Consider the following 13,922-nt stretch of genomic DNA (forward strand, 5'->3'; position numbering starts at 1 on the left):
CGCTTGGTATATTTTATTGAATCAATTCTACTTCAATATTCTCCAGGAGGATTTTAGACAAGAGTTCCAGCTCTCCCGACTCGAATAATTCCTGCATGGATTCCACCGGCAAACGCTCATCCTCGGGTTTGTAATTATCATAATCCTGCAGCAGGATGCCAGAAACATCATGGGTATTGATCGCTTTTCTAAACCTGATTCCTCCACCATCTGTGTGGTAGGTATAAGCCAGATAATCCATCTTGTAATCCTGCTTGTTGATCCAATACAAGAATTCATCTTCATGATCTTCTCCTCCCCCCTCTTGCTCAAAAGTTACCTTTATGAGGTGGTATTCCTCTCCCTCCAACTTGGTTTCACCCAAATATTGCTTGATCACAGCTGCGTCGTTGAGCCCATAAGGCAAAAAGGCAAAATAAGCCACTGAATTCACCGAGTTGGAATAAGCGTTTTCGTCCTTTTCTGTCAGTCCTACAGGATTGCCATCCACCTTCCTTTCAAAACCCTCGTTGTCCAATACATCGACAACTTTCCCTGATTCATCAGAAAAAGACCTGACATACCTGAATCGATCAGGCGATTTAAAAATTTCATAATGTCTGTCCCGGAAATCAAAACTGATCTTTGCCTGCTGAAAAAGTGCTCCACCATGTGCGGCTATTGATTGGTCGATTATCTTCTGGGCTTCATTATCCGAATGACAAGCACTTAAAGAAAAAGCAACCCAGGGCAGCAAAAGGAAACTAAACTTTTTCACTAAATAAGAAATATTACGGTTCATTTTTTAACTTAAAATCAGGTATTTATAGACAAAGGAAACTTTTGACAACCAACTTCAACCTATCCCTCTACTTTTCAGGTTCAACAATGGCTGCCAGTAACAATAATACATATTCTTATACTACTAACCATAATTTTTTATCAAAACTAACGCTGGAAATTTCCGGAATAGGCCCAGCTACTGCGAGAGGCATAGCTTTATATGTCAGCGGATAATGGCAGTGTAAACGCTTTAAGCCCATTTCCAGACTTAAATATCTACGTATTTTTGAATTTTACGTATTTTTTTACGTAATATTACTTATTTTTAAATACTTGCTTTATCTTAGCGGACTCAAAGTAACCTTTATGTCGACCAAACATTAAACCCTGCCCATATCCACATTTGCAACCTAAAATAAAAACAAACATGCAAGCTCTAAACAAAAAAGCTACATCCATCAATCTTTTTGATTTCAAGTCCCGGCAGATGCGGGCCTTTCATCTTTCCTGGTTTGCGTTTTTTCTTTGCTTCTTCGGTTGGTTTGGTATCGCCCCTTTAATGGCCGTTGTCCGGGAAGAACTGGATTTGACCAAAGCCCAAATAGGCAATATCATCATTGCATCTGTAGCAGTAACTGTCCTGGGCAGGTTGTTTATCGGCTGGTTGGTAGACCGTATAGGCCCAAGGATCACCTATACCTATCTCCTGGTGTTGGGAGCCATCCCCGTTATCCTGATTGGGCTAAGCGATAGTTATGAAAGTTTTCTTTTATTCCGATTGGCCATAGGGATTATCGGAGCCTCTTTTGTGATCACCCAGTACCACACATCGGTGATGTTTGCTCCCAATGTAGTTGGAACAGCCAATGCCACCTCTGCAGGATGGGGAAATATGGGTGGTGGTGTCACCCAAATGATCATGCCTGTTATTTTTGCGCTCTTTATTTCTTTGGGATTTCTGGAAGCGGAAGCCTGGAGATATGCCATGATGGTGCCGGGTTTTGCCATGATCCTTACCGCCCTGGCCTATTACAAGTGGACCACCGATTTTCCGGAGGGAAACATCAAGGACCTCAGCAAAAAGGACCTGGAGTACAAAAGAAAGAAAAAAGCGGATGGTAAAGGCGCCCTGAAAGCAGCTGTAACGGACCGCAGGGTTTGGGCCTTATTTTTGATTTACGGTGCCTGTTTTGGTATAGAACTCACCATCAACAATATTGCAGCCATCTACTATCATGATTTTTTCAACCTGGACCTGAAAACTGCAGGATTAATTGCAGGATTATTCGGACTGATGAACCTCTTTGCCAGAACCCTGGGTGGTTTTTTTGGGGATAAGGCCGGTATCAAATGGGGCCTCAAAGGCCGGGTAGGGTTCTTGGGAATTGTTTTGCTGGTAGAAGGAATTGCCCTTGTGGTATTTTCCCAAATGACTTTGCTGCCGCTGGCCATAGGTACCATGATCCTATTTAGTCTTTTCGTTCAGATGGCGGAAGGGGCCACCTTTTCCGTGGTACCTTTTATCAATAAAAAAGCCATCGGTATGATTTCCGGAATCGTAGGTGCAGGGGGCAATGTAGGAGCAGTGATGGCCGGTTTTCTTTTAAAAATGGAAGGTTTAAGCTATGGTGAGGCCCTTTCCATACTGGGAATCGTCGTGGCCACCATCAGTACCTGCTCGCTATTGATAAGGTTTTCAAAGGCAGATGAAAAAATTGCCCAGGAAGAGTTGGAGGAATCATTGGCCCAAAAGGCTGCCCTGCAACCGGAAATGGTGAACAGTTAATATTTTAACGCTAACTCAATCAAGTATGTCAATGGTCAACTATAAAAGCACCTGTTCGTACTGTGGCGTAGGCTGTGGGATCAATGTCTTAAAAGATAAAAAAGGGAAGATTTCCATACAAGGAGATCCTGAACATCCTGTCAACAAGGGAATGCTGTGTTCCAAAGGCATGAACCTTCACTACGTAGTGGAAGACAAATCGGACCGGTTGCTCCATCCCCAAATGCGCTGGGGAAAATCCCACCCATTGGAACAGGTAGATTGGAATACTGCCCTGGACAGGGCTAGTGCGGTTTTTAAATCCATCATTAAAACCCATGGACCGGATTCCGTGGCATTTTATGTCTCTGGCCAATGCCTTACTGAAGAGTACTATCTGGTCAATAAACTAACCAAAGGTTTCCTGAAAACCAATAATGTGGACACCAACTCAAGGCTTTGCATGAGTTCCGCAGTCATGGCCTATATCAAAACACTTGGTGAAGACAGTGTACCCATCGCCTATGAGGATATTGAACAAGCCGACTGTTTTCTTGTGGCGGGAGCCAATCCAGCCTGGTGTCATCCCATTATTTGGAGAAGAATAGAAAAACAAAAGGAAAAGCATCCCGATGTCAAAATCATTGTAGTAGATCCTCGCATCACGCAAAGTTGTTCGATTGCCGATATTCATTTGCAGGTCCATCCCGGAACGGATGAAGTCCTGTTTCATGCTTTGGGAAGATGTCTGATCGAGCAGGGAGACATCGACCTGGATTTCATCGCAAAGCACACCGATGGGTTTAATGCTTATAAAGAGCTGGTATTGAAAACCACCTTAGAAGATGCAGCACAGATCTGTGGGGTTTCCATTAACGACATCCAAATGGCCGCATCCTTTATCGGCAACGCCAGGGGATTCCTTACCCTTTGGACCATGGGCCTCAATCAAAGTGCAGATGGGGTCAATAAAAACCTGGCTCTGATAGACCTAAACCTGATCACCGGCCATATTGGTAAACCCGGGTCCGGTCCATTCAGCCTTACCGGGCAACCCAATGCCATGGGGGGGCGGGAGGTGGGTGGAATGGCCACCTTACTGGCCTCCCACCGAATCCTCAGCAATCCCGCCCACAGGAATGAGGTAGCCAAATTCTGGGAGGTAGAAAATATCTCTGAAAAACCAGGGAAAACAGCTACCCAAATATTTGAGGGTGCCGAAGACGGATCTATCAAAGCCATATGGATCATTTGCACCAATCCCCTGGTAAGCATGCCAGATGCCAGAAAAATAGAAGCCGCGTTGAAAAAAGCCAGATTTGTAGTTGTTCAGGATATCTCCGACAAAAACGAGGCGATTCCCTATGCCGATCTGGTCCTTCCCGCAGCGGGTTGGGGAGAAAAAGAAGGCACCATGACCAATTCGGAAAGAAGGATCAGCCACCTGAGTCAATTTACTTCAGCTCCCGGGGAAGCCCTGCCTGATGCGGAAATCCTCATGCGTTTTGCCAAAAAAATGGGATTTCATGGATTTGACTTCACCAACATGGCCGAAGTCTACGCAGAATATTGTGCCATGACCAAAGGTACCAATATAGATATTTCCGGGTTAGATTATGATCATCTGAAAAAGAGAGGCACGATACAGTGGCCCTTTCCCAACAAAACTCAGGGAGAAACCAGGCGCCTTTTCACCAATAAAAAATTCCCTACCCCCAATGGGCGTGCACAAATTCAGGTATCCGGTCCAAAGAACGCCTTCGAAAAACCATCTCCTGAATTTCCGCTTGTTCTGACCACTGGCAGGATCAGAGACCAGTGGCATACCATGACCCGTACCGGAAAGGTAAACAAACTCAACAAACACCTGCCAAAACCATTCCTGGAAATCCACCCCGAAAATGCAAGCGAAAGGGGCATCAGTCAAGGCAGCACGGTATTGGTTTCAGGAAACAGAGGGGAAGTCAGGCTACATGCCCAAATCACGGACAAAATTAAAAAGGGGGTGGTTTTCCTTCCCATGCATTGGGGCAAAATCCTTCAGAACGATTTTGCCAGGGCCAACAACCTGACCGGAAATGCGATCGATCCGGTTTCGAAACAACCAGATTTTAAATATTCCGCAGTGCAGGTAAGCCTGTTTAAAAAATCAAAGCAGAAAATTGTAATTATAGGGGCGGGAGCTGCTGCCTTCCGCTTCATCAATTCTTACCGGGAATTCAACCAGGAAGATGAAATACATGTGTTCTCCAAAGAAAAGCACCCATTTTACAACAGGGTATTGCTTCCGGATTATGTTAACCGCCACAAAACCTGGGAAGATTTGTTGAAATTCAAATCTTCGACGGAAATGGATAAACTGAACATCCAGCTGTATGTAGAAAACGGTATTGAATCCATTGATCGCAGCAGTAAAACGGTAACCGATGAAAAAGGAAGGGTACACCATTATGGCATCCTTATCCTGGCCACGGGAAGCAGGGCTTTTATCCCGGCTGATGCACCAATGCATTTACCCGGTGTATTTACCATGCGTAACAGAGAAAATGCTGACGAATTAAAAGAATATTTAGATTTTAAAGGGCATGTGCTGATTGTTGGAGGAGGCTTACTGGGATTGGAACTGGCTGCTGCACTTCGGGAAATCAACCTGAGGGTTACCATTGTCCAATTGGGTTCGCGGCTAATGGAAAGACAGCTGGATCCCATGGCCAGCTCTCTGCTTCGGGAAAAACTTGAGGAGATGGGTGTACAGCTTTTCATGAATAACCAATTGTCACACCTGGAATCCCAGGGTGAAAGCAAAAATATATCGGCCAGCCTAAAAGGCGGTCAAACTGTTTCCTGCAATGCAGTGGTGTATGCCATAGGTACCCGACCTAATATAGAATTGGGTAAATCGACCGGTTTGGTTTGTGGCCGGGGGATACAGGTCAACGACTACCTGCAAACCAGCGATCCCGACATATTTGCCATGGGTGAAATCGCGGAACACAAGGGAAAACTCAACGGGATTACTGCTGCTGCCGAAATGCAGGCAGATATTGCTGCCCGCTTTATTACTGGTGATTTGCTCAGTCTATACAAAGGAAGTATCCCAATGAATATCCTTAAGTTTGCGGATCTGGACCTTTGTTCTATTGGGACACCGGAGATACCTGCCAATTCAAAAGGGTATGAGGAAATTTTGCTGATCGATAGCTCACAGACCTACTATAAAAAATGTATCGTGTATCAGGATAAACTGGTAGGTGCCATTTTGATGGGTGACAAGTCTGAATTTGCAGAATTTAAAAACCTTATTGAGGAAAAGACAGAACTTTCCACGAAACGGCAGGAACTATTGCGAGGCAAATCTACCAAAGCCGAAATGATCGGCGAAATGGTTTGTTCCTGCAGCAATGTTGGCAAAGGAAATATTAGCCAAGCCATCCAATCGGGATACAGGGATTTCCGACAACTTTGCCAAAAAACGGGCGCAGGAATGGGATGCGGAAGTTGTAAACCGGAAGTCAAGGGGATTTTGGATGAGGAGCTCCATTCACTTATCGACGCTTAGGGTAAAAATTCTGGTCGGGAAAAGCATTGTACCTGGAAAAGTTTGCCCGAATACGCCCCATTAAATGGGTGAAAATATAAATAAAACCGAATACATTTACTTACCCGGGAAAACCGGAAGAATGGCTTCCTTTTTAGGGAGCAAAATATTACAACATGCAAAAAGAAGATTTAGTCAGGGTATTTGTCAAAGGAGGAATCATTTCTCCGGGTGATTTTCTAAAAATGATCCAGACAGCCAATGAATTGGGCGCTACCTACATTCATCTTGGATCCAGGCAGGATGTGCTTTTCCCTTTGAAAAACAAAAACCTGGATACCCTTTCCCAAACTTTCGAAGCTATCGACACAGCTTACGATACAGACGGGGAAGAATTTCAAAATATCGTTTCCTCCTACCCTGCCCTTGATGTCATGCCCACAACGCATTGGCTGGCATCCCATACTTATCACTATATCCTGGACACTTTTGACTACAGGCCCAAACTAAAAATCAATATCACCGATCCGGTCCAAAATCTGGTGCCCCTTTTTACTGGGAACATTAATTTTGTAGCCTCCGCTGTTGACAACTATTGGTACCTGTACTTGCGGTTTTCAGAAATTGATCAAAAACCCTGGGCTGCCCCAGACCTGATTTACGGGTATGATCTGGCCAAAATTGCCAAAGCAATTGAAGAAATTAATCCGGTAAAAAGTGGATTAAAATACGAGGAAATCTATCAGAGCGTAGTAGAAAGCCAAACACCTAATATTCAAAAGGCAGCGCAGGAACTGGACTATCCGGAATCCAACTCCCCCTATTACGAAGGCATGAACCGTATTGTTGGCGGTAAGTATTGGTTGGGGCTATATTGGCGAAACAACCGGTTCGCAATTAATTTTCTAAAGGCACTTTGCCAGCTTTGCACGGCCACCAATATTGGGAAAATTTGCCTGACACCCTGGAAATCTATCATTATCAAAGGAATTGCAGAAAAGGACCGGTTAAGTTGGGAAAAACTACTAGGGAAATTTGGCATCAATATCCGACATAGCTCCCTGGAACTCAATTGGCATTTACCTGTAATGGATGATGAAGCACTAGCCATTAAAAATTACCTGGTACGGGCCCTTGACAAGCAGGATATCAGCACTTATGGCCTGAGTTTTTCGGTGAAGACAAGACACATGGTTTTATTTACCTCAGTGGCCATAGAGAAAGCGAAAAAAACAAGTGATAATGATCCCGAAACCTTCAATATTCTCTACTCAAAAGACTTCAATCCCAACCTTTCTGAGTATTTTTACTTCGTTAAAAATGTACCTATTGAAACTTTGCCCCCTTTGTTGATTGAACTCAGCTATAAATATTATGACCAACTAAAAATTCCAAAGTCCTCCGATTCTCAAGACAATAAGGACAGTTCCAATAAAAAACCTCTCAGGAAATACCAATGCTCCAATTGCCTGACTGTATATGATGAAAAATACGGTGACCCAGAATCAAATATACTTCCAGGCACCTCCTTTATGAAACTTCCGGACAGCTATTCTTGTCCTGTATGTGAGAGTCCAAAATCGGCTTTTAAATTAATCGTTCATTAAATTATTTTGGCATGAAACTCAGAATCAATGACAATTCCATTCGGCTCCGGTTAAGTCAATCCGAGGTGAGCAGCATTGGACAGGGGCTGCCTTTACATCAGGAATTAAAACTTGGAAAAGAACAGGTCTTGATTTATAGTTTGATTCCCGGAGACTTTGGCAAAATGCCGGAAGCCCGTTTTTTGAACCAGAAATTGGAAGTTTACCTGCCTGCCAAACTGGGCGAAGACTGGGCAAAAACAGATGAAATCAGTATAAGACATGTCCAAAATGAAGGCAAGGAATTCGAATGTATGCTGCTGATTGAAAAGGATTTTCAATGCCTCCACCAAAGACCTGATGAAGATGAAAGGGACAATTTTCCAAACCCTAAATCTCTGGAAGACTATCAAAAAGACGAATAGGAAATTATTCCAATTTCCACTTTTATGTCACCCTCGCCAGTTCCTTTTGTTGTATTTTGGCCAGAAACTTTTCCCTGACTACCTGGCCAATTACAATAATGGCTGGTGCAGCCAGCTTTGCCTCCTCCTGCAGGGACAGGATATTGTGCAATTTTCCTGTAACAGAACGTTCATTGGACTTACTTCCATTCTGAATCATGCAAATGGGTTCATCTTCCCCCCGGTACGCTTTGAATAAACTCACGATTTCAGGAAGTTTTTTTACTCCCATGAGGACCACTACCGTAGCGGATGACTGAGCTGCAAAATACAAATCCCTGGCCGTACTGTGGTCTTTCAAGGTGCCGGTCACAACCCAAAAACTCTCATTCACTCCTCTTTTGGTTAAAGGAATACCCTGCAGGCCTGCAACAGCCATCGCACTACTGATACCAGGGATATACGTAGTTGGTATCCCATGCTTCTCGGCATACTCCAACTCTTCATGACCACGACCAAAGACGTAAGGATCACCTCCTTTTAACCTGACTACATGGCCACAGGTGACAGCATAATTTACGATCATTCGGTTGATTTCCTTTTGCTGCCTATAATGCATCCCTGCACTTTTACCTACAAAAATCTTCATTGCCGTTTCAGGAGCATATGCCAATAAGGCCTCATTGGCCAATGCATCATACAGAATGACATCGGCAGTTTCCAGGGCTTTTACTGCCTTTAAAGTGATCAAATCGGGATCCCCGGGCCCTGCCCCTACCAGTGATAATCTTGCTTCTGAATTTTTCATTCGAACCTATACTTATTTAATGAAACAAATTTAAGTATTTTTTTACGTATTTTTACGTATTTATTAAAAATATATTTACCTTAGCCTTTGAATCAAACAGAAAGATTCAGTTGTCTTACTTAGAAAAAGCAATAGCCCATTCATTCGATAAAACAATTAGCATGACAAGGATAATAGTGATCGGAAACGGAATGGTAGGTTACAAGTTTTGTGAAAAACTGAGAGCTGCCTCCTCAAAGGAAGACTTCCAAATCACCGTATTTGGAGAAGAGCCATGGCCTGCCTATGACAGGGTTCATTTAAGTGCCTATTTTTCCGGGTCCAAAGTGGATGACCTGAGTATGGCTCCCCGTTCCTGGTATCAGGAAAATGAAATTGACCTGCGTACCAATGAACTTATCATTGAAATTGATAGGGAACAAAAAAGGGTGGTCAGTCATACCGGAACAGTTATGCACTATGACAAACTGGTACTGGCCACCGGTTCGGCTGCATTTGTCCCGGCCATCAATGGGGTAGAAAAGAAAGGGGTGTTTGTATACAGGACCATTGAGGACCTCGATGCCATTATGGATTTTGGGAAAAAAGCCAAATCTGCGGCGGTAATCGGTGGCGGTCTGCTGGGTTTGGAAGCAGCCAAAGCGGTAATGGACATGGGCTTGGAAACCCATGTTATAGAATTTGCCCCCAGATTAATGCCCAGACAATTGGATGATGCCGGGGCCGGAATTCTGAAGTCAAAACTGGAAGATTTGGGCATAACCATTCACCTGAGCAAAAACACAAGACAAATCAATGGCAACGGAAAGCTAACCGGGCTGGATTTTGCAGACGGATCCGGATTATCCGTAGACATGCTGGTCATATCAGCAGGAATCGAACCCCGGGATGAGCTGGCCAAAACTTGTGGAATTTCCACCGCTGACCGCGGAGGAGTGATTGTCAATGAATTCCTTCAAACCAAAGAGGACAAAGACATTTTCGCCATTGGAGAAGTGGCTTCTTATCAAAGCATGATCTATGGATTGGTAGCCCCCGGTTATGAAATGGCCAGCCAGGTTGTAAACCAACTATGTGGAAAAGCATCCAAACCTTTTCTGGGTTTTGACATGTCTACCAAGCTGAAACTGATTGGCGTGGATGTGGCCAGTTTTGGTGATCCCTTTGGTGAATTGGAACCTTCAGAAAACATCGTTTATGAAAACAAAAATTCCGGAGTATACAAAAGAATCAATGTCTCAAAAGATGGCAAACGCCTGTTGGGCGGCGTGTTGGTGGGGGATGCCACAGCGTATGGGATGCTGCTACAGATGACGCAAAACAAGATGCCCCTGCCCCCCAATCCGGAGGATCTGATACTGGGGAACAGGGGAGGAAAAGCACCCGAAAGTGCAGGCCTGGAAAGCCTTCCTGCTGAGGCACAAATATGCTCCTGTGAAAATGTGACCAAAGGGGATATTTGTCAGCTCATCGAAAAGGAGGGACTGTACAATATAGATGAAATCAAGTGCTGCACCAAAGCCGGAACTGGCTGTGGTGGCTGTGCTCCCATGTTAAATGATCTGCTCAAGAGCCAACTTAAGGCAATGGGAAAGCAGGTAAAAAACAGCTTGTGTGAACATTTTGACTATTCGCGGCAGGAACTTCTGGATTTGGTAAAGATAAAAGGTATCCGGAGCTATGATGAACTCCTGGACCAATTTGGAAAAGGTGATGGCTGTGAAATTTGTAAACCCGCAGTGGCATCGATTCTTGCCAGCACCTGGAATGAACTGGTCACCAAACAGGACACAATACAAGACACCAATGACCGCTACCTGGCCAATATTCAAAAAGGCGGCACCTATTCCGTTGTTCCTAGAATACCGGGTGGAGAAATCACTCCCGAAAAGCTGATCGTCATTGGCCAGGTAGCCAAAAAATACGGGCTATATACCAAGGTTACGGGAGGGCAGCGGATAGACTTGTTTGGAGCGAGAGTGGACCAGCTTCCGGATATTTGGGAAGAGCTGATTGATGCCGGATTTGAAAGTGGACATGCTTATGGTAAATCCCTGAGAACGGTAAAAAGTTGTGTGGGATCAACATGGTGCCGCTACGGGGTACAAGATGCCGTTTCCTTCGCCATCCGGGTGGAGGAAAGGTACCGCGGTCTCCGCTCTCCGCACAAATTAAAAGGTGCCGTATCCGGCTGTATCCGCGAATGTGCAGAGGCACAAAGCAAAGACTTTGGTCTTATCGCCACCGAAAAAGGCTGGAATCTATATGTCTGTGGCAATGGCGGATCCAAGCCACAACATGCCAAACTTCTCATCAACGATGTGGATTCAGAAACTGTCTTGAGATACATTGACCGATTCCTGATGTTTTACATCCGAACGGCCGAACCATTGAACCGGACGGCCACCTGGCTCAATAAAATGGAGGGTGGCATAGAATATCTGCGGGATGTAGTGGTGAACGATTCCCTGGGGATTGGTGAGGTATTGGAAAAAGAAATGGAATTTATGATCCAAACCTATGCCTGCGAATGGAAAGAAGTAGTCAATAACCCAGAACTCAGGGCTAAATTCAAGCATTTTGTCAACGATGAGCAGGGAGACCCTTCCATTGGTTTTAAAGAAATGCGGGGTCAAAAAATCCCTGCTTCCTGGACTTGATACGGATTTTAACTGTCAAAACTCAATTCTTAAAAAATTTGAAAAATATGTCGACCAAACTGGAAAAATACAAAACGGCTGATACTTCTAAAATCACTACCTGGTTTAAAGCCGCCCCGGTAAGTGCCCTGCCTGAAAACGGAGGTGCCTGTATCAAATACAAGGACTTACAGATAGCCATTTACAATTTTAGCAGAAGAAACGAATGGTATGCCTGCCAGAACCTTTGTCCCCATAAAATGCAAATGGCTTTGTCCCGCGGAATGATTGGCTCGCAGGGAGACGAACCTAAAGTAGCCTGCCCCTTTCATAAAAAAACCTTTTCCCTGAAATCGGGAAAAAACCTGAATGGAGATACCTGCGACATTGCAACATACCCCATAAAAGTGGAGGATGGATATGTATATGTAGGTTTTGAGAATTAACCTGAAATAACCAATTAGCCTGAGGGCTTTTTTCTATTGGGCAGGGATTGGTATACAGTCCCTGCTTTTTTATTTTCCCTTTCATCCTACTAGATGGGAATTTTAAGTGTTTTTACGTAATTTTAAGCAGTTAATGCAGCATGGAAAGTAAAAAAATCGCAGAAAAACCCACATTTGAAAAGCTGGGCAGGTATTACCTGGTGGCCCTATGTGCCATTGCCATCAGCATCATCGTCAGTCAGGTGCTGGTTCAGAAATTCATCAGTGAACAAAAGAATGACTCTCGTGTGGTGAATCTCTCCGGAAGACAACGGATGCTGAGTCAAAGGATCAGTAAATGTGTCCTGTTACTGAGCCAAAGCAGCGCTCCCTCAGATAAGAAAGATATATTGGAAGAACTTGATCTGGCTCTGAAGGAATGGGTAGAAACCCACAATGCCTTACAAAATGGCAATGATACTTTAGGGATTAAGGGTAGAAACAGCAAAAGCATTGAAAGACTTTTCCGGGACATAGAACAAGACCAGCAGCTTATGGCTGTAGCTGCTTCAAATATTGTCAGAAAACTTCGACAGGATATTAAACTACCGACAGACAGCATTCGAAAAGATATCCGCAGCATCATTAGCCGGGAATCGGCCTTCCTCAAAGGCATGGACGCGATTGTGTTCCAGTACGATGATGAAGCCAAATCCAAAGTAATGAACCTGAGAAATATTGAAATATTCTTATTGGTGATTTCATTGGGTGTGATTCTTTTTGAAATATTTTTCGTTTTCATCCCTTCCGCCAAAACCATTGGTCAAACATTTAAAAAGCTACTCCGGTCAGAGCAAAAATCCAAAAAGATGACCCTGCAGCTGAGTGCCTTGTATAGTTCCCTGGAACAGGCCTATCAGGACCTGCTCGAAGTGGATGTAAAAGTAGCAGATTTCACCATTTACGCCCGTTGCCAGGCAGATGGCGATTTTGAAGATTTTTCCGACCAATTCGTATCCTTAATGGAATTTGAAACTAACCGTCCCATAAATCTTTTTGCCTGGTTGCAGGATCAGGGGTACAATGCCGAATACCTGCAAAACATCAAAACAATGGTTCATAATGGTGAATCATGGAATGGAGAAATCAAAGTAGTCAATGAAACCGGAGATTTTGTCTGGTTAAAAGTAAATTTGATTCCTACACAAAATGAAATCGGACAAACAGACAAAATACTCATGGTCAGCACCGATGAAACAGAGAAAAAGGAAGCCGAGGCCATTTCCAGGGAAATCAACAGGGAAAAAATTGAACAAAAAGTAAAAGAACAGCAATTCAGATCCGCACTGATACTGGAAGGGCAGGAAGAGGAGAGAAAGAGGATCTCCAGGGACATGCACGATGGGATAGGACAATTGCTTTCCGGTATGAAGTTTAACCTGGAAGGCATACATTCTGTAAGTTCAGACTTCGAAAAAGATAAGCTCCAAACGGCGAAAGACCTGCTCAAAAGCATCATTAGGGAAGTTCGCAGAATTTCTTTTAACCTTACCCCAAGTGCCCTCTCAGATTATGGGATTGTTCCCGTGTTGAATAAATTTGCCCGGGAGATCAGCAAAATTTCAGATCTGGAAGTCACTTTTGAGAATAAAACAGGCTTTTTGAGCCGGTTGGAGGGAACAATAGAGAACAACCTTTACCGGATTTGTCAGGAAGCCGTAAACAATGCCATTAAGTATGCAGCAGCCAAAGAGGTGAAAATTACCCTTTCCCACAATTCACAAACCCTGCATTTGGAGATTGCAGATGATGGAAGGGGCTTTGATATCAAAAAGTTGGAAGAAAAGGGCCATTTTTCAGCATCCGGCCATGGCTTATTTAATATCCGTGAAAGGGCCAATTTCATCAATGGCCAGTGTGAAATAAGAACTGAACCAGGTAAAGGCACCAGTATCAATATAAGTGTGCCTTTGGATTAAACGATAGGTAATGAAA

General features: G+C 44.0%; 9 protein-coding genes. 7 read left to right on the forward strand and 2 right to left on the reverse strand.

The genetic code is table 11. The features are described 5' to 3' along the window. Positions 1 to 13: 13 nt before the first annotated feature. Positions 14 to 757, reverse strand: a complete 744-nt coding sequence (locus G9Q97_RS05070) for a DUF6503 family protein (protein ID WP_449397385.1) — start codon at positions 755 to 757, stop codon at positions 14 to 16. Between the two features lie 432 nt (positions 758 to 1,189). Between G9Q97_RS05070 and G9Q97_RS05075 the strand changes: the two genes are divergently transcribed. From G9Q97_RS05075 to G9Q97_RS05090, 4 genes are all read left to right on the forward strand, one after another. After that, entirely contained in the window at positions 1,190 to 2,548 is a 1,359-nt protein-coding gene (locus G9Q97_RS05075) for a NarK family nitrate/nitrite MFS transporter (protein ID WP_187357710.1), read from the forward strand. 31 nt (positions 2,549 to 2,579) lie between these two features. Further along, entirely contained in the window at positions 2,580 to 6,086 is a 3,507-nt protein-coding gene (locus G9Q97_RS05080) for a molybdopterin-dependent oxidoreductase (RefSeq protein ID WP_394352965.1), read from the forward strand. A 155-nt stretch (positions 6,087 to 6,241) separates the two neighbouring features. Next, positions 6,242 to 7,672 (forward strand): rubredoxin, encoded by a 1,431-nt coding sequence (locus G9Q97_RS05085; RefSeq protein ID WP_166143804.1) that lies wholly within the window; start codon positions 6,242 to 6,244, stop codon positions 7,670 to 7,672. Positions 7,673 to 7,683: 11 nt separating this feature from the next. After that, positions 7,684 to 8,076, forward strand: a complete 393-nt coding sequence (locus tag G9Q97_RS05090) for a DUF7009 family protein (protein WP_166143806.1) — start codon at positions 7,684 to 7,686, stop codon at positions 8,074 to 8,076. A 22-nt stretch (positions 8,077 to 8,098) separates the two neighbouring features. On the opposite strand, the gene cobA is transcribed toward G9Q97_RS05090, so the two are convergent. Further along, the gene (gene cobA / locus G9Q97_RS05095) at positions 8,099 to 8,863 is read right to left on the reverse strand and encodes a uroporphyrinogen-III C-methyltransferase (protein WP_166143808.1); all 765 of its coding nucleotides are present in this window, start codon (positions 8,861 to 8,863) and stop codon (positions 8,099 to 8,101) included. A gap of 161 nt (positions 8,864 to 9,024) precedes the next feature. On the opposite strand from cobA, the gene nirB reads away from it, so the two are divergent. From nirB to G9Q97_RS05110, 3 genes are all read left to right on the forward strand, one after another. Next, on the forward strand, positions 9,025 to 11,523 hold the full coding sequence (gene nirB, locus G9Q97_RS05100) for a nitrite reductase large subunit NirB (RefSeq protein ID WP_166143810.1): 2,499 nt from the start codon (positions 9,025 to 9,027) through the stop codon (positions 11,521 to 11,523). A 47-nt stretch (positions 11,524 to 11,570) separates the two neighbouring features. Continuing rightward, positions 11,571 to 11,948 (forward strand): nitrite reductase small subunit NirD, encoded by a 378-nt coding sequence (nirD, locus tag G9Q97_RS05105; protein WP_166143812.1) that lies wholly within the window; start codon positions 11,571 to 11,573, stop codon positions 11,946 to 11,948. Between the two features lie 140 nt (positions 11,949 to 12,088). Next, a complete protein-coding gene (locus tag G9Q97_RS05110; protein WP_166143815.1) occupies positions 12,089 to 13,906 on the forward strand; it encodes a sensor histidine kinase in 1,818 nt (605 codons plus the stop codon). The last annotated feature ends 16 nt before the right edge of the window (positions 13,907 to 13,922 follow it).

Source organism: Cyclobacterium plantarum (assembly GCF_011290685.1).
Taxonomy (GTDB): domain Bacteria; phylum Bacteroidota; class Bacteroidia; order Cytophagales; family Cyclobacteriaceae; genus Cyclobacterium; species Cyclobacterium plantarum.